General features: G+C 69.4%; 15 protein-coding genes, 1 tRNA gene, 1 other RNA gene and 1 pseudogene. 8 read left to right on the forward strand and 10 right to left on the reverse strand.

Going from position 1 to position 16,824, the window contains the following annotated elements; genetic code table 11:
* Positions 1–7: 7 nt before the first annotated feature.
* On the reverse strand, positions 8–1,363 hold the full coding sequence (locus VPH61_RS14100) for a glutamine synthetase family protein (RefSeq protein ID WP_332064147.1): 1,356 nt from the start codon (positions 1,361–1,363) through the stop codon (positions 8–10).
* 111 nt (positions 1,364–1,474) lie between these two features.
* Here VPH61_RS14100 and panB point away from each other — a divergent pair, with 111 nt between their 5' ends.
* Positions 1,475–2,359: a 3-methyl-2-oxobutanoate hydroxymethyltransferase gene (gene panB / locus VPH61_RS14105; RefSeq protein ID WP_332064148.1), complete on the forward strand. Its 885-nt coding sequence runs from the start codon at positions 1,475–1,477 to the stop codon at positions 2,357–2,359.
* Between the two features lie 40 nt (positions 2,360–2,399).
* On the opposite strand, the gene VPH61_RS14110 is transcribed toward panB, so the two are convergent.
* Positions 2,400–2,585 carry an SPOR domain-containing protein gene (locus VPH61_RS14110; RefSeq protein ID WP_056008634.1) on the reverse strand — a complete coding sequence of 62 codons (186 nt, stop codon included), beginning with the start codon at positions 2,583–2,585 and terminating at the stop codon, positions 2,400–2,402.
* Positions 2,586–2,596: 11 nt separating this feature from the next.
* On the opposite strand from VPH61_RS14110, the gene map reads away from it, so the two are divergent.
* Together map and ppgK are read left to right on the forward strand one after the other, a co-directional pair.
* Positions 2,597–3,463 (forward strand): type I methionyl aminopeptidase, encoded by an 867-nt coding sequence (gene map, locus VPH61_RS14115; protein WP_332064149.1) that lies wholly within the window; start codon positions 2,597–2,599, stop codon positions 3,461–3,463.
* A 36-nt stretch (positions 3,464–3,499) separates the two neighbouring features.
* A complete protein-coding gene (gene ppgK, locus VPH61_RS14120) occupies positions 3,500–4,252 on the forward strand; it encodes a polyphosphate--glucose phosphotransferase (RefSeq protein WP_332064150.1) in 753 nt (250 codons plus the stop codon).
* A 3-nt stretch (positions 4,253–4,255) separates the two neighbouring features.
* Here ppgK and rnpB read toward each other — a convergent pair.
* From rnpB to VPH61_RS14150, 6 genes and pseudogenes are all read right to left on the reverse strand, one after another.
* Positions 4,256–4,633: RNase P RNA component class A (rnpB, locus tag VPH61_RS14125), an RNA gene on the reverse strand.
* Positions 4,634–4,757: 124 nt separating this feature from the next.
* The gene (locus tag VPH61_RS14130) at positions 4,758–5,495 is read right to left on the reverse strand and encodes a zinc ribbon domain-containing protein (RefSeq protein WP_332064151.1); all 738 of its coding nucleotides are present in this window, start codon (positions 5,493–5,495) and stop codon (positions 4,758–4,760) included.
* A 56-nt stretch (positions 5,496–5,551) separates the two neighbouring features.
* Positions 5,552–6,370: a Nif3-like dinuclear metal center hexameric protein gene (locus VPH61_RS14135; RefSeq protein WP_332064152.1), complete on the reverse strand. Its 819-nt coding sequence runs from the start codon at positions 6,368–6,370 to the stop codon at positions 5,552–5,554.
* Between the two features lie 91 nt (positions 6,371–6,461).
* Positions 6,462–7,049, reverse strand: a pseudogene (ribA, locus tag VPH61_RS14140) (GTP cyclohydrolase II); the annotation flags it as partial.
* Between the two features lie 69 nt (positions 7,050–7,118).
* The gene (tal, locus tag VPH61_RS14145) at positions 7,119–8,246 is read right to left on the reverse strand and encodes a transaldolase (RefSeq protein WP_332064153.1); all 1,128 of its coding nucleotides are present in this window, start codon (positions 8,244–8,246) and stop codon (positions 7,119–7,121) included.
* Positions 8,243–9,472 carry an NAD(P)/FAD-dependent oxidoreductase gene (locus VPH61_RS14150; RefSeq protein ID WP_332064154.1) on the reverse strand — a complete coding sequence of 410 codons (1,230 nt, stop codon included), beginning with the start codon at positions 9,470–9,472 and terminating at the stop codon, positions 8,243–8,245. The genes tal and VPH61_RS14150 overlap by 4 nt, the downstream gene beginning before the upstream one ends.
* Positions 9,473–9,609: 137 nt before the next feature.
* Between VPH61_RS14150 and VPH61_RS14155 the strand changes: the two genes are divergently transcribed.
* Positions 9,610–10,296 (forward strand): helix-turn-helix transcriptional regulator, encoded by a 687-nt coding sequence (locus VPH61_RS14155; protein WP_332064155.1) that lies wholly within the window; start codon positions 9,610–9,612, stop codon positions 10,294–10,296.
* A gap of 24 nt (positions 10,297–10,320) precedes the next feature.
* Here VPH61_RS14155 and VPH61_RS14160 read toward each other — a convergent pair.
* Positions 10,321–10,393, reverse strand: a tRNA-Val gene (locus tag VPH61_RS14160).
* Positions 10,394–10,447: 54 nt separating this feature from the next.
* Between VPH61_RS14160 and VPH61_RS14165 the strand changes: the two genes are divergently transcribed.
* Complete coding sequence (locus tag VPH61_RS14165) at positions 10,448–11,149, forward strand: hypothetical protein (RefSeq protein WP_332064156.1); 702 nt, start codon at positions 10,448–10,450, stop codon at positions 11,147–11,149.
* Positions 11,150–11,196: 47 nt separating this feature from the next.
* On the opposite strand, the gene VPH61_RS14170 is transcribed toward VPH61_RS14165, so the two are convergent.
* Complete coding sequence (locus VPH61_RS14170) at positions 11,197–11,652, reverse strand: peroxiredoxin (protein WP_442879106.1); 456 nt, start codon at positions 11,650–11,652, stop codon at positions 11,197–11,199.
* A 174-nt stretch (positions 11,653–11,826) separates the two neighbouring features.
* Here VPH61_RS14170 and aceE point away from each other — a divergent pair, with 174 nt between their 5' ends.
* The 3 genes from aceE to VPH61_RS14185 all read left to right on the forward strand — a co-directional run bounded on the left by aceE (position 11,827) and on the right by VPH61_RS14185 (position 16,791).
* The gene (gene aceE, locus VPH61_RS14175) at positions 11,827–14,553 is read left to right on the forward strand and encodes a pyruvate dehydrogenase (acetyl-transferring), homodimeric type (RefSeq protein ID WP_332064157.1); all 2,727 of its coding nucleotides are present in this window, start codon (positions 11,827–11,829) and stop codon (positions 14,551–14,553) included.
* An 11-nt stretch (positions 14,554–14,564) separates the two neighbouring features.
* On the forward strand, positions 14,565–15,779 hold the full coding sequence (locus VPH61_RS14180; protein ID WP_332064158.1) for a PucR family transcriptional regulator: 1,215 nt from the start codon (positions 14,565–14,567) through the stop codon (positions 15,777–15,779).
* Positions 15,780–15,870: 91 nt separating this feature from the next.
* Positions 15,871–16,791, forward strand: a complete 921-nt coding sequence (locus VPH61_RS14185) for an ACP S-malonyltransferase (RefSeq protein WP_332064159.1) — start codon at positions 15,871–15,873, stop codon at positions 16,789–16,791.
* Positions 16,792–16,824: the final 33 nt, after the last annotated feature.

Raw genomic sequence — 16,824 nt, forward strand, 5'->3', positions numbered from 1 at the left:
CGCTGCGTCAGAGGATCTCGAGGTTGCGCTGCAGCTCGAAGGGAGTGACCTCCGAGCGGTAGTCGCGCCACTCCGCCCGCTTGTTCGCGAGGACGTAGTTGAAGACCTGCTCGCCGAGCGTCTCGGCGACGAGCTCCGACTCCTCCATGAGCTGCACCGCGTGGTCGAGGCTCGCCGGCAGCGGGTCGTAACCGAGTGCGCGTCGCTCACGATCGGTCAGCGCCCACACATCGTCTTCGGCCTCGGGCGGAAGGTCGTAGCCCTCTTCGATGCCCTTCATGCCCGCTGCGAGCAGCAGCGAGAACGCGAGGTACGGGTTCGCCGCGGAGTCGATCGCGCGGTACTCGACGCGAGCGCTCTGCCCCTTGCCGGGCTTGTACAACGGCACGCGCACGAGCGCGGAACGGTTGTTGTGACCCCAGCAGACGAAGCTGGGCGCCTCGGCGAGCTTGTCGGGCCCGACGCCGCCCCAGAGGCGCTTGTACGAGTTCACGAACTGGTTCGTGACCGCGGTGATCTCGGGAGCGTGGGTCAGGAGCCCTGCGATGAACTGCCGGCCGACCTTCGAGAGCTGGTACTGCGCGCCCGCCTCGTAGAAGGCGTTGGCATCGCCCTCGAACAGCGACATGTGCGTGTGCATGCCGCTGCCGGGCTGGCCGGCGAAGGGCTTCGGCATGAACGTCGCGTAGACGCCCTGCTCGATCGCGACCTCTTTGATGACGGTGCGGAACGTCATGATGTTGTCGGCGGTGGTCAGCGCGTCGGCATACCGCAGGTCGATCTCGTTCTGACCGGGGCCCGCCTCGTGGTGGCTGAACTCGACCGAGATGCCGAGGTCTTCGAGCATGCGCACCGAGCGACGACGGAAGTCGTGGGCGGTGCCGCCGGGAACGTTGTCGAAGTAGCCGGCGGAATCGACGGGTTCGGGACCGCCCGGGCCGTACTTCGACGACTTCAGCAGGTAGAACTCGATCTCGGGGTGCGTGTAGAACGTGAAGCCCAGATCGGCCGCACGCGCGAGCGTGCGCTTCAGCACGTTGCGCGGGTCGGAGACCGCGGGCTCGCCGTCGGGCGTCGTGATGTCGCAGAACATGCGCGCGGTGGGGTCGATGTCCCCGCGCCACGGCAGCGTCTGGAAGGTCGTCGGATCGGGATACGCGAGCAGGTCGGACTCGAAGGTGCGACTGAGCCCCTCGATCGCCGAGCCGTCGAAGCCGATGCCCTCGGTGAACGCACCCTCGACCTCGGCCGGTGCGATCGCCACCGACTTCAGGGTTCCGACCACGTCGGTGAACCAGAGCCTGACGAACTTGACCCCTCGCTCCTCGATCGTGCGAAGAACGAAGTCGCGCTGCTTATCCATCCACACCCTCTCTCGCACTCCCAGCGTACTGGCTCGCGGTGCCGCCTCGCGCGCGCCCGCGAGGCAGCATCGCGCGGCGGTGACGGATGTCGCATATGCCAGACTTGCCCCATGTCAGGCGAGCTCCAGAACATTGCATCCGACACGTCGGCGGGCACCGAGCAGAACCCCTACGGCGGTGCCGCAGCGAGCGGCGGGCCGAAGCGCGTGCGCACCCGGCATTTCCAGAACGCGAAGCGCGACGGCATCAAGATCACGGGGCTGACGAGCTACGACCAGCTCACGGCGCGCATCTTCGACGAGGCCGGTATCGACTTCCTGCTCGTGGGCGACTCGGCGGGCAACAACATCTTCGGCTACGAGACCACGCTGCCCGTCACGGTCGACGAGCTGATCCCCCTCACCCGTGCCGTCGCCGGTGCCGTCAAGCGCGCATTCGTGGTGGCGGACATGCCGTTCGGGTCGTACGAGAACGGCCCTGAAGACGCGCTGCACACCGCCGTGCGGTTCATGAAGGAGACCGGGGCGCACGCCGTGAAACTCGAGGGCGGAGAGCGCAGCCACAAGCAGATCCGCCGCATCGTTGGTGCCGGCATCCCGGTGATGGCGCACATCGGCTATACGCCGCAGAGCGAGCACGGTCTCGGTGGCCACGTCATCCAGGGGCGCGGCGAAGGCGTCAAGCGCCTGCTCGCCGACGCCAAGGCCGTGCAGGAGGCCGGCGCGTTCGCCGTCGTGCTCGAGATGGTGCCCGCGGATGCCGCGCGGCAGGTCACCGAACTCCTCGACATCCCGACGATCAGCGTGGGGGCCGGCCCCCACACCGACGGGCAACTGCTCGTCTGGACCGACTGGGCGGGTCTCACGGTCGGTCGTGTGCCGAAGTTCGTGAAGCAGTACGCCGATCTCGCGGGCATTCTGAGCGCCGCCGCGAAGGAGTGGCGCACCGACGTCGAAGCCGGCGTGTACCCGAACGCCGAGCACTCGTACGAGTAGCGCGGGCGGCTCGGGTCTCGACAGGCTCGACCAGCAATACTCAGTCTTCTGCGGCCTCTTCTTCGGCCCACTTGGCGCTGTTCGCGCGCAGGATCTCGAGCGCCCGCTCCGCCTCGGCGCGGGTCTCGAAGGGCCCGACCCGATCGACCGACGGCGACACGAATCCCTGCTCCACCTCACCGGTGTTCAGGTTGTACCAGAACATGTGCTCGACATCCTCGGCCATAGGCTGATCTTATGCCCAAGGACGCCTCAGGCCACCTGATCCCCGGACGCCTGTCGCCGCTGCGCGCGGTGCCCGCCTCGATCCCGCGACCCGAGTACGTCGGCAAGCGTGCACCGGCCCCCTACACGGGCGGCGATCGGTACACGCCCGAAGAGGTCGAGCTGATCCGCGCGGCCGGGCGTGTCGCGGCCGGAGCCATCGAGGCGGCTTCCGCCGCGATCCGGCCCGGCGTCACGACCGACGAACTCGACCGCATCGCGCACGACTTCGTCGTCGCACACGGCGCCTACCCGTCGACGCTCGGCTACCGGGGCTTCCCGAAGTCGTCGTGCACCTCGGTCAACGAGGTCATCTGCCACGGCATCCCCGACGACACGGTGCTCGCCGACGGAGACCTCGTGAACATCGACGTCACGGCGTACCTCGACGGATACCACGGCGACCTCAACCACACCTTCCTCGTCGGCGAGGCGAGCGAAGCGGCCGCCCTGCTCGTCGAGCGCACGCGAGAAGCGCTGCGCCGCGGCATCCGTGCCGTCGCGCCAGGTCGCCAGGTCAACGTCATCGGCCGCGCGATCGAGGCCTACGCGAAGCGCTTCGGCTACGGCGTCGTACGCGACTACACCGGTCACGGGGTGGGGCGCGCGTTCCACTCAGGGCTGATCATCCCCCACTACGACGCCCCCGAGTTCGACACCGTGATGGAGACCGGCATGGTCTTCACGATCGAGCCGATGCTCACGCTCGGCGGCGGCATCGAGTGGGATGTCTGGGCCGACGACTGGACGATCGTGACGCGCGATCGCTCGCTCACGGCCCAGTTCGAGCACACGCTCGTCGTCACCGAACGCGGCGCCGAGATCCTGACCCTTCCCTGACCGGCACCCGAGTGGGCCCGCGATAGTGTGGCCGCTATGGCGACACAGCACGCGATCGGGATCGACATCGGCGGCACGGGAATCAAAGGTGCGGTCGTCGACCTCGGCACGGGAGAGCTCCTGTCGGATCGGCGCAAGGTCGCGACGCCCGAGGGCGGCCGCCCCACCGATATCCTGACCGCGACCGCCGAACTGCTCGACGGCCTCTCCGACGAGTTCGGCGACTCGCTCCCCCTCGGCGTCTGCTTCCCGGCGATCGTCAAGCACGGTCGCACCCTCTCTGCAGCCAACATCTCGAAGGAGTGGATCGGCCTGCCCGCCGAGGAGCTCTTCGAGGAGACCTTCGGCCGCGAGATCCACTTCATCAACGACGCGGATGCCGCCGGCTACGCCGAAGCTCGGTACGGCGCTGCGGTCGACGCCGACGGTCTCGTCATCCTCACGACGCTCGGCACCGGCATCGGCTCCGCGTTCCTCTACGACGGCGTGCTCGTGCCCAACACCGAGCTCGGGCACATCGAGCTCGACGGACGCGAGGCCGAGAAGAACGCGGCGTACTCGGCGATGGAGCGGGAATCACTCGACTGGCAGGAGTGGGCGAGCCGCCTGCAGCGGTTCTACGCGCACGTCGAGTTCATCTTCTCCCCCGACCTCTTCGTGGTCGGCGGCGGCGTGTCGAAGCATCACGCGCAGTTCCTGCCGCTGCTCGACCTGAAGACGCCGATCGTGCCCGCGGTGCACCGCAACAACGCGGGCATCCTCGGCGCGGCGTCGCTCGCGGTGCATTAGGGGCGAATGGGCCGGCTGATACGCCGGGTTCTGTTCACCGGGCGCTTTCGCGACACCGGCTGGACGGCCATCTCTCTCGGGACTACGTTGCCGCAGCCCTCCAGCGGTCTACCCGGGAACGGGACGGGCAGCCCCATCGTTCCCTGTCTGACCTTGCTCCGGACGAGGTTTACCGAGCCGACCGCGTCACCGCGGTCGCTGGTGGGCTCTTACCCCACCGTTTCACCCTTACCCGGTGCTTGCGCACCGGGCGGTCTGCTTTCTGTGGCACTGTCTCGCGGGTTGCCCCGGGTGGGAGTTACCCACCGTCCTGCCCTGTGGAGCCCGGACGTTCCTCGGCGCACGATCGAAACCGTACGACGCGACCGTCTTGCCGACCCACTCGCCCTTCCATTCTACAGTCGGCGCGGGAGCGGGAACGCCGGAGGCCGAAGCCCAGCGGCGTCGCGGCATCCGTTCGCCGTGCGCCGGTCGCCGTTCGCCGACCCTCGGTTCGGCCCGGGTGTCAGAGCCCCGACTCGTCGGTGCGCACCAGGATGCGGTCGCACTCGGGGCACTGGACGACCTCGTCGGGCGCTGCCCGACGCACGGACTCGAGGTCGGAGCCCGTGAGCGTGATGCCGCAACCACCGCAGGTGCGCGCGCGCAGGAGTGCCGCGCCGACTCCCCCGCCGCGCACGCGTCGCTGCTCGTAGAAGGCGAGCAACGCCTCGGCGACGCCCTCGGCGACGACGGCGCGGTCGCGTTCGGTCTGTTCGCGCTGGACACCGAGATCGCCCGCCGCCTCGTCGCGCTCTGCCTCGAGCGCTGCGACCTCGGTGATGATCGCCTCGCGCTGCAGGTCGATGCTCGAGACGGCGACGTCGGCCTCCTCGACGCGCTCCATGACGACGAGCTCCTGCTCTTCGAGGTCGTTCAGGCGGCGCCGGAGCGAGACCAGCTCGGCCTCGAGGGCCGCGACGTCCTTCACCGATGAGGTGTGCTGCAGTCGCTCGCTGTCGCGCGCGATGCGCGCTTCGACGATCGCGACATCGGACTCGAGGCGCTTGAGCTCGACGCGTGCGTCTTCGAGGGTGCCGAGCGCCTCGGCGCGCGTGCCGCGCACGGCCTGGTCGCGGGCGGCGAACTCGGCGAGCCGTTCAGCCTGCGGCAGCGAGCCGAGCTTGTGCGCGAGCTGCGCGAGGCGGGTGTCGAGCGACTGCAGTCGCAACAGCTGTTCTTGTTCGGCGGGGCTGGCCTTCACGTGGTGCTCCTCGTGGAATCGGGTCGTCGGTGAGGACGGTGGTCGGGGGATGCAGTTCACTGCACGATCTGGAAGTCCCAGGGATCGGTGCGGAGTTCGGAGACGACGACGGCGAGCTCGGGGTGCGCGGCTCGCAATTGCGCGGCCGCGACGTCGAGCCAGAGCCATTCGCTCGCCCAGTGCGAGACGTCGAGCAGTGCCGGGCCACCCGTGAGCTTCGCCTGTTCGCGCGCCTCGGAGGTCGGGTGGTGCCGGAGGTCGGCGGTGATGTAGGCGTCGGCGCGGCGCACCGCCGGGTCGCCCAGCAGCGAATCACCTGCACCACCGCAGACTGCCACCGTCTCGACGGGATCGTCGTATCCACCGGCCACGCGAACGCCCGTCGCCGTCGCGGGAAGGATGTCGGCGAGCACTCGTGCGAGGCGGCCGACGGTGGTCGGCTGCGGCAGGCGACCGATGCGGCCGAGCCCGAGCGACGGGTCGGCCGAGGGCTGGATCGGGGTCGTCTCGACGAGGCTGAGCCGATCGGCCAGCACTGCCGACGTGCCGGCCGCGACGACATCGGCGTTCGTGTGGGCGGTCACGAGCGCGCAGTCGGCACGGATCAATCGCGCGATCAGGGAGCCCTTGTACCGGTCTTCGGCGACCGAGGTCACTCCGCGCAGGAGCAGCGGGTGGTGGGCGATGACGAGATCGGCGCGCTCGGCGATCGCCTCGTCGACCGTCTCTGCGACGGCGTCGACGGTGAAGAGCACTCGCTGCACCGAGGCCGCAGGATCGCCCGTCACGAGCCCTGACGAGTCCCACGACTCCGCTCCCGCGATCGGCCAGAGACGTTCGATCGTCGTCAGGAGGTCGGCGAGGGTGGCGGTCACCCGCTCAGCCTACCTTCGGCACGCAGGCGTGCGCCGCGTGCATCGCGTGCGCGGCGCGGGGCGGTGTGACCGCGATGATCGCCAGCCGCGATCAGGCGTCGGACGGAAACAGGTGACCCATGCGGTCGCGCTTCGCCCGCAGGTACGCGAGGTTGGCGGGAGCGGCACCCGTCACGAGCGGCACGCGCTCGACGACCTCGATGCCGTGACTCGTCAGCTGGAGGATCTTGTCGGGATTGTTCGTGAGCAGCCGCACCGAGTGGAGGCCGAGGTCCTCGAGGATCGCCGCGGCGGCCATGTACTCGCGATCGTCGCCGGGCAGGCCGAGCGCGAGGTTCGCATCGAGCGTGTCGAGCCCCGACTGCTGCAGGCGATAGGCCTTCAGCTTCGCGATGAGCCCGATGCCACGCCCCTCGTGCCCTCGGAGATAGACGACGACACCGCCGCCCGCGATGCGTTCGAGCGCGGCGTCGAGCTGCGGCCCGCATTCGCACTTCTCTGAGGAGAAGACCTCACCCGTCAGGCACTCGGAGTGCACGCGTACGAGCGCCCCTTCGGTCACCGGTGCGAGCGAGACGATCGCGAGGTGCTCGTCACCCGTCACCCGATCGCGGTAGGCGCGGAACCTGAACGGTCCGTGAGCGGTCGGGATCTCGGTCTCGACCTCGAAGGCGACTCGATCGGCGAGGCTGGAATTCGTCTCCACGAGACCCGGCGCGCGACCGACCTCCGTCTGCTGCGGCATCCGTCATCGCCTTCCGGTTCGTGCGTGCTCGAGCGCGCTCGCGACGGTCGCGACGAGTTCGTCGCCCGAGGCCTGGAACTTCTCGACGCCCTCGCGCTCGAGTGTCGCGGTGACGTCGTCGTACGAGATGCCGAGCGCCGCGAGACCCGCGACCGCCGCGCGCGCCTCGTCGAAGGTGCCCGTCACCGTGTCGCCGCGAATGCGACCGTGATCGAACACCGCCTCGAGGGTCTGCTCGGGCATCGTGTTCACGACGCCGGGTGCCACCAGTTCCTCGACGTACCCGGTGTCGGGCAACGACGGGTCCTTCACCCCGGTCGAGGCCCAGAGCGGGCGCTGCACGTTCGCGCCGAGCGCGACGAGTCGCTGCGCCCGGTCGCTCGAGAACTCCTGCGTGAAGATCTCGTAGGCGAGCCTGGCGTTGGCGATGCCGGCGCGGCTCCTGAGCCGGCGCGCGGCATCCGTGCCGATCACGTCGAGGCGCCGGTCGACCTCAGTGTCGACGCGCGACACGAAGAACGAGGCGACCGAGCGGATGCCGCGAAGCTCGAGGGCCGACTCATGCGCACGCTCGAGCCCCGTGAGGTAGGCATCGACCACCGCTCGATAGCGCTCGAGGCTGAAGATCAGGGTGACGTTGACACTGATGCCCAGCGCGATCGCGGCCGTGATGGCGGCGACCCCCTCGACAGTCGCGGGGATCTTCACGAACACGTTGGGGCGAGCGATGTGCTCCGCGAGCGATCGTGCCTCGACGAGCGTCGCGAGCGTGTCGTGCGCGGCATCGGCGCCGACCTCGATCGAGACCCAGCCGTCGACGCCGCCGCTCGCGTCGAACACCGGGCGCAGGATGTCGGCCGCCTTCGCCACATCGTCGGTGGTGAGTTCGAAGACGACATCGCTCGCCGACCGGCTGCCCTCGGCGAGGCGAGCGATCTGCTCGTCGTAGGCGTCGCCCGTGCCGACCGCGGCCGCGAAGATCGTCGGGTTCGTGGTCACGCCCACGACGTCGCGCTCGGTGATGAGACGCTGCAGGTCGCCGCTGAGGATGCGCTGACGCGAGAGGTCGTCGAGCCAGATGCTGACCCCCGCGGCCGCGAGCAAGGCGGTCGGGGACGCCGCGTGGTTCACAGCTCCTCCAACGGGACTCGTTCATCGGCGAGGCGCGCCGGGTCGACTCGATTGCCGCGCCGGATGACGCCTTGCACCGCCTCGTTGACGTCCCACACGTTGACGTTCATGCCGGCGACCACTCGGCCGTCGGCGACCCAGAAGGAGATGAACTCGCGCGCTTTCCGATCGCCGCGGTACACGACCTCGGCGCCGACCGTCAGCGGGCCGAATCCCGAGTACTCCATGCCCAGGTCGTACTGGTCGGTGTAGAAGTACGGGATGTCGTCGTACGAGACGTCCCGTCCGAGCATCGACCGGGCGGCGGCAGCACCGCCGTGGAGCGCGTTCGCCCAGTGCTCGCTTCGCAGTCGCAGGTCGACGAGCGGATGGAACGCCTCGGCGATGTCGCCCGCCGCGTAGACGTTCGCCACGTCGGTGCGGAGCGCGGCATCGGTGAGCACGCCCGAGCCGATCGCGGCGCCGGCGCTGCGGGCCAGGTCGAGGTTCGGAATCGCACCGACGCCCACCAGCACGAGGTCGGCCGCGAAGAGCTCGCCGGTGTCGAGGCGCACCCCGGTGGCGCGGCCGTCGGAGCCCGTGATCTCGGTGACGACGACGGAGGTGCGCAGCTCCACACCGTGCTCGACGTGCATCTCGGCGAACACGGTACCCAGCTCGTCGCCGAGCGCGTTCGCAAGCGGCACCGGGTCGCGCTCGAGGATCGTCACCTCGTTGCCGAGCGTGCGTGCCGTCGCGGCGACCTCCATGCCGATCCAGCCCGATCCGATCAGCACGAGCCTCCGGTCGCCGTTCGCGAGCTCACGGTGCAGCGCCTCGGAGTCGTCGAGCGTGCGGAGTGTGCGCACGCCCTGCAGCTCGGCGCCGGGAATCGTGAGTCGCCGGGCGGTCGAGCCGGTTGCGAGCAGCAGTGCGTCGTAGCCGATCGACGCACCGGAATCGAGCCTCACACGCTGGGCGCCCGCATCGAGCTCGGTGACCGTCGTGGCGAGCCTGAGGTCGATCTCCCGCTCGCGGTACCACTCGGGCGACTCCACGAACACCGAGCTCCGCTCGGCGGTGCCCGCGAGGAAGTCCTTCGACAGGGGCGGGCGGATGTACGGGTGATGCCCCTCGGCGGCGATCAGGTGCACGTCGCCGGCGAAGCCCTCGTCTCGGAGCGTCTTCGCCGCGGTGGCGCCGGCGAGTCCCCCGCCGACGATGACGATACTCGACGTCTCGGTCACGATCATCCGCCTCTCGAAGCGCCTCGAGCGCACCTCATGTTCCCGACTGTACGAGCCTCGAATTCTTAAGTCAACGATGTCTGTTTTAGATTCTCGTCTTTCATCAAGAACCGCCGTTTTAGAGTTATGCTGACCGCATGGACGACTCCGCCCGACACGACGACCTCGCGGCCGTCGCCTCGATCGCAGACCCGCAGCGGCGGGCACTGCTCGAGTTCGTGGCACGCCACCCCGAGTCGGTCAGTCGCGACGAGGCCGCCGGAGCGCTCGGCATGGCACGCGGAACCGCGGCGTTCCACCTCGACCGGCTCGTCGAGGCGGGCCTGCTCGTCACGGAGTTCCGACGACGCAACGGCCGGTCCGGCCCCGGCGCGGGTCGCCCGGCGAAGCTCTACCGGGCGATTCCCGGCGAGATCACGGTGTCGGTGCCGGAGCGGCACTACGACCTCGCAGCCGAGGTGCTGAGTCGCGCGGTCGAGGAGTCCGACCGCACGGGCGCTCCCATCGGAGCGACCCTCGAACGCGTCGCGACCGACCTCGGCCGGGCACTCGGATCCGCATCCGACTCGATGACCGAGGTGCTGCAGCGGCTCGGCTACGAACCCGTCGACGACGGCGACGACGGACTGCTCCTCACGAACTGCCCGTTCCACCGGGTCGCGCAGAACCACACCGCGACGATCTGCGGGGCGAACCGGGCCCTGCTGCAGGGCGCCGCAGACGGGGTCGACCAGGAGGCTCGAGCGGTCGTGCTCGAACCGCGTGCCGGCCACTGCTGCGTGCGGCTCGTGGCTGCCGATCCGGCGCCGCAGACGCGCACGTGAAGTGCGACGATGAGGATGGGACGGTGGGCCCTGCCGGGCTCGAACCGACGACATCCACGGTGTAAACGTGGCGCTCTACCAACTGAGCTAAAGGCCCGCGACCGCGCGCGGCGCACGCCAATGCTATCGCGCGCTGCCTAGACTCACGGCCATGGAGCCGATGCTGCAGCATCCGAGTCGGAGCACGCCGACGGAGCATCGATGGCCCTCCGTCGTCGCGCTCGTCGTCGCGCTGGGCCTCTATGCCGCCCTGCCGAACGAGTTCCTCGGCCCGCAGCGCTTCATCGTCGTCGTCTTCGGCGCTGCGCTCCTCGTGCCGCTCATCGTGACGAATCCGCACCGGCTGACGCGACGGTCGACGTTCACGAAATGGGTGTCGATCTCCCTCGCCGGCGGTCTCGTCGTCGCGAACCAGATCACGCTCGTGCTCCTGCTCGTCGCCCTCGCCGGTGGCGATGCCGATGACGCGCACGGACTCCTCCTCGCTGCGCTGCAGATCTGGGTCGCGAACGTCATCGGGTTCACGCTGCTGTACTGGGAGCTCGACCGCGGCGGCCCCGTGATGCGCACGATGGAAGCACGCGCCGACCTGCCGCCGGCGGACTTCCGCTTCCCGCAGGACGAGGACGACGACGCCGTCACCGAGGTCGCGGCGCGCTCATCAGCGGTGCGCGACTGGATGCCGCGATTCGTCGACTACTTCTACACGGCCCTGTCGAACTCGATGGCGTTCAGCGCGACCGACGCGATGCCGTTGTCGCCCCGATTCAAGCTCCTGATGGCACTGCAGGCGTTCGGCGGGTTCCTGATCCTCGCGCTCGTGATCGCGCGCTCGGTCAACATCCTCGGCTGAGCTCCGCGCGGCTGCACGGGACGGGCGAGCGGATGCCGCGGCTCCCGTCAGAGCGACGCGAGCGCCGCCCGGTACTGCTCGAGCGACCGCGCCTCGCCGCGGGGGGTCGCGAAGCTCGCGGCGACGAGCCCCTCGGCGTCGATCAGGAACGTCGCGCGTTCGGCGAGGCCGTTGCTCGCATCGAACGCGCCGAAGGCGTCGGCGACCGCGCCGTGCGGCCAGAAGTCGGCGAGGAGCGGGAAGTCGAATCCCTCGCGCTCGGCCCAGGCGCGCAGGGTGTGCTTCGAGTCGACGGAGATCGCGTGCAGCGCGACATCCGGGCCCTGGAACATGGTGATGTTGTCGCGCAGCTCGCAGAGTTCGCCGTGGCAGATGCCCGAGAAGGCCAGGGGGAAGAAGACGAGCGCGACCGCCCGGCCGCGGAGCTCGGCGAGTCGCACGGGCTGACCGAACTGGTTCACGAGCGTGAAGTCGGGCGCGGCGGCGCCGGGAGCGAGGATCACGGGACGGCTTCCTTCCGGGGGACGTTCGGTCGAACCGGGGCCTCAGCCTAGCCCCCACCTCGCGGGCTTAGAATCACTAGGATGGCGTGGTGCCACCCGGCCGCGAACCGGCCCATTCGGCGTGCGCACATCCCACACCCCGCAGGCACGATCTGCTGAAGAGAGAGGTCGAGTGTGACTGTCAACGACCAGGATCCCTACTCGGTCGAGGCGATGGACGCCGATCCGGAAGAGACTTCCGAATGGGCCGAATCCCTTGATGCACTTGTCGCCGAGAAGGGACACCAGCGCGCGCGAGAGATCATGCTCAGCCTGCTGAAGCGCTCGAAGGAGCTGCACCTCGGCGTGCCGATGGTTCCGACCACCGACTACCTGAACACGATCGCCCCCGAGAACGAGCCCGAGTTCCCCGGCGACGAGGAGATCGAGCGCCGCTACCGGGCGTGGATCCGCTGGAACGCAGCGGTGCTCGTGCACCGTGCGCAGCGCCCCGGCATCTCGGTCGGCGGCCACATCTCGACGTACGCGTCGTCCGCCGCGCTCTACGAGGTCGGCTTCAACCACTTCTTCCGCGGTCAGGATCACCCCGGCGGCGGCGACCAGATCTTCGTGCAGGGCCACGCCTCCCCCGGCACCTACGCCCGCGCGTTCCTCGAGGGGCGGCTGTCGGCCGACCAGCTCGACGGCTTCCGTCAAGAGAAGTCGCACGCGCCCAACGGCCTCTCGTCGTACCCGCACCCGCGCCTCATGCCCGAGTTCTGGCAGTTCCCGACCGTGTCGATGGGTCTCGGGCCGATCAACGCGATCTACCAGGCGCAGACCAACAAGTACCTGACGAACCGCGGCATCAAGGATGCGAGCGACCAGCAGGTCTGGGCGTTCCTCGGCGACGGTGAGATGGACGAGGTCGAGAGCCGCGGTCAGCTCCAGGTCGCTGCGAACGAGGGCCTCGACAACCTGAACTTCGTGATCAACTGCAACCTGCAGCGCCTCGACGGTCCGGTGCGCGGCAACGGCAAGATCATCCAGGAGCTCGAGAGCTTCTTCCGCGGTGCCGGCTGGAACGTCATCAAGGTCGTCTGGGGCCGCGAGTGGGACGACCTGCTCGCCCGCGACCACGACGGCGCGCTCCGCAATCTCATGAACGTCACCCCCGACGGCGACTACCAGACCTACAAGGCAGAGTCGGGCGCCTACGTGCGCGAGAACTTCTTCGGCCGCGACCCGCGCGCCCTCGAGCTCGTCTCGCACCTCTCCGACGACGAGGTGTGGGGCCTGAAGCGAGGCGGGCACGACTACCGCAAGGTCTACGCCGCGTTCAAGGCCGCGAGCGAGCACAAGGGCCAGCCGACGGTCATCCTGGCGAAGACGATCAAGGGCTACGGCCTGGGTCCGGCCTTCGAGGGGCGCAACGCGACCCACCAGATGAAGAAGATGACCCTCGACAACCTCAAGACGTTCCGCGACCAGATGCGCATCCCCATCACGGACGCGCAGCTCGAGGAGAACCCCTACCTGCCGCCGTACTACACGCCCGGCGATCAGGACGAGGCGATCCAGTACCTGCACGAGCGTCGTCGCGAACTCGGCGGCTACCTGCCCGAGCGCCGTTCGAACCACACCGCGATCTCGCTGCCCGACGACTCGGCCTACGCGATCGCGAAGAAGGGCTCGGGCACGCAGGAGATCGCCACGACCATGGCGTTCGTGCGCCTCCTGAAAGACCTCATCCGCTCGAAGGACTTCGGCCACCGCATCGTGCCGATCATCCCCGACGAGGCCCGCACCTTCGGCATCGACGCGTTCTTCCCGACCGCGAAGATCTACAACCCGAACGGTCAGCACTACACCTCGGTCGACCGCGAACTGCTGCTCGCCTACAAGGAGAGCCCGCAGGGCCAGATCATCCACGTCGGCATCAACGAGGCCGGCGCCATGGCGTCGTTCACGAACGTCGGCACGTCGTACTCGACGCAGGGCGAGCCGCTCATTCCGGTCTACGTCTTCTACTCGATGTTCGGCTTCCAGCGCACCGGTGACGCCATGTGGGCTGCCGGCGACCAGATGGCCCGCGGGTTCATCATCGGCGCCACGGCTGGCCGCACGACCCTCACGGGCGAAGGCCTTCAGCACGCCGATGGCCACTCGCCGCTGCTCGCGTCGACGAACCCGGCCGTCGTCTCGTACGACCCGGCGTACGGTTACGAGATCGGGCACATCATGCGCTCGGGCCTCGAGCGCATGTACGGCGGCTCGCACGCCGACCCGAACGTCATGTACTACCTGACGGTCTACAACGAGCCGCTCGTGCAGCCGGTCGAGCCCGAGGGCGTCGACGTCGACGGCATCGTCCGCGGCATCCACCGCCTGAACGCGTCGGGCGCCGCCGGACCCAAGGCCCAGCTCCTCGCCTCGGGCGTCGCCGTGCCGTGGATCCTCGAGGCGCAGCAGCTCCTCGCCGAGGACTGGGGCGTCTCGGCCGACGTCTGGTCGGTCACGAGCTGGTCGGAGCTGCGCCGCGACGGCCTCGCCGCCGACGACCACAACTTCCTGAACCCCGACGCCGAGCGCCAGGTGCCCTACCTGACGCAGAAGCTCACCGGGGCGAACGGCCCGTTCGTGGCGGTCTCCGACTTCATGCACGCGGTCCCCGACCAGATCCGCGCCTACGTGCCCGGTGACTACGCGACGCTCGGTGCCGACGACTTCGGGTTCTCCGACACGCGCCCCGCCGCACGTCGCTTCTTCAAGATCGACGGTCCGTCGGTCGTCGTCCGCACGCTCGAACTCCTCGCAGACCGCGGTGAGGTCGACCGTTCACTCCCCGCCCAGGCGATCGAGAAGTACCGCCTGCACGACGTGAACGCCGGCACCACCGGATCGGCCGGCGGCGAGAGCTAGCAGGCGACGAGGTGGCGACGAGGCCCAAGACGAAGGCGGAGACGCTCGCATGGTTGCGAACCATTGCGGGCGAACTCGCGACGGCGACGCTCAAGCGTCTCGAGGACACGTTGCCGTGGTACGGCGACATGCCACCGAGCCGTCGCTCCGCCGTGGGTCTCGTCGCCCAAGCCGGCATCTCCTCGTTCGTCGCCTGGTTCGACGACCCCAGATCCACCCCGTGGATCGCGGCCGACGTCTTCGGGGCAGCCCCGCGTGAGCTGCTCCGCTCGGTGAGTCTGCAGCAGACGCTGCAGCTCATCAGGGTGACGGTCGAGGTCGTCGAAGACCGGGTGAAAGACGGCGGCGAGCCGCTCCGCGAGGCGATCCTGCTCTACTCGCGCGAGATCGCCTTCGCGGCGGCCGACGTCTACGCCCGTGCCGCCGAGGCGCGTGGCCTCTGGGACGCACGACTCGAAGCCCTCGTCGTCGACTCGATCCTCTCGGGTGAGGCCGACGACGAGCTGCCGAGCCGCATCGCGGCGCTCGGCTGGCACGGTCACGGCGAGGTGTCGGTGCTCGTCGGCACCGCGCCGAAGCAGCTCGACGTCGACCACGTGCGGCGGGCGGCCCGTCACATGCACGCCGATGTCCTGATCGGCGTGCAGGGCAACCGGCTCGTGCTCGTGATCGGTCGCGCAGATCCCCTCGCCCGCGAGGCCGAAGAGGCGATCGGCACGGCTCCGGCGCTCACCTTCATGGAGATCGCCGCCCAGCTCGAGCCGCACTTCGGCTCGGGGCACCTCGTGCTCGGCCATGCGGTACCGAACCTCGTCGACGCCTCGAAGAGCGCGAAGGCTGCGCTCGCGGGCTTCGCGGTCGCCCGCTCCTGGCGCCACGCGCCCCGACCGGTGCACGCCGACGACCTGCTGCCCGAGCGTGCGCTCGCGGGCGACCCGCTCGCGAGGGCGACGCTCGTGCACCGCATCTACCGCCCCCTGCAGGCGCACTCGACCGAACTCCTCACGACGCTCTGGAGCTACCTCGACAACGGGCGTTCGCTCGAGGCGACGGCTCGTGAGCTCTTCGTGCACCCGAACACCGTGCGCTACCGCCTGAAGCGCGTCTCCGACGTGATCGGTTGGGACGCGACGGGTGCACGCGAGGCGCTCATCCTGCAGTCGGCGCTCATCATCGGCTCGATGAGCGATCACGAACTGGCACCGCGCCGCCGCCCGACCAACTGAACCCGCTTCTGTACCGTTCGTACAAGGCTTCTGCCGAGAGCTTGTCGCGTGTGCACACCCGAGCCCGCCCGGCGGTTGGCAGACTGGGGTGGTGATCGTCGTCGTCTGCCCTGGACAGGGCTCTCAGACCCCCGGATTCCTCGCTCCCTGGCTGGCCGAGTCGGCCTGTGCCGAGCGGCTGTCGGCGCTGTCCGATGCCGCGGGGCTCGATCTCGCGCACTTCGGCACCGAGGCCGACGCCGACACGATCCGCGACACCGCGGTGGCCCAGCCGTTGATCGTCGCGGCCGGCATCCTGACCCTGGGCTCGCTCCTGGCCGACGGCCGTGCAGCACGCATCGGCGGCATCGCGGGTCACTCGGTCGGCGAGATCACCGCGGCCGCCGGCTCCGGCGTGCTCAGCGAGACCGATGCGATCCGCTTCGTCGCCGAACGCGGCCGGGCGATGGCGGATGCCGCTGCGCTCGAGCCGACCGGCATGAGCGCCGTCATCGGCGCCGACGAGGCAGCACTGCTCCCCCGCCTCGACGAGCTCGGACTCGAGCCGGCCAACTTCAACGGCGGCGGCCAGATCGTCGTCGCCGGCGCGCTCGACGCCCTCGAACGGCTGAAGGCCGAGCCCCCGGCCGGTTCGCGGGTCATCCCGCTGCAGGTCGCCGGCGCCTTCCACACCCGGTACATGCGCCCCGCGGTCGAACGCCTCGCCGAGGTCGCGGCGGGGCTCGCGCCCGCCGACCCGACGCTTCCGCTCTGGACGAACCGCGACGGGAGCGCCGTGACATCCGGTGCCGCTTTCCTCGACCTGCTCGTCGGCCAGGTCTCATCGCCCGTACGCTGGGATCGCTGCATGGAGTCCTTCCAGGCGGCAGGAGTCACCGGCATCATCGAACTCGCACCGGCCGGCGCCCTCGTGGGCCTCGCGAAGCGCGCGCTCAAGGGCGTGCCAACGGTCGCCGTGAAGACTCCCGAAGACCTGTCGGCGGCGATCGAGCTCATCGAGCAGCACGCCTGAGCCGGCGACGAAAACGAAGACGAGACGAGAAGG

Source organism: Agromyces sp. CCNWLW203 (assembly GCF_036576125.1).
GTDB lineage: Bacteria > Actinomycetota > Actinomycetes > Actinomycetales > Microbacteriaceae > Agromyces.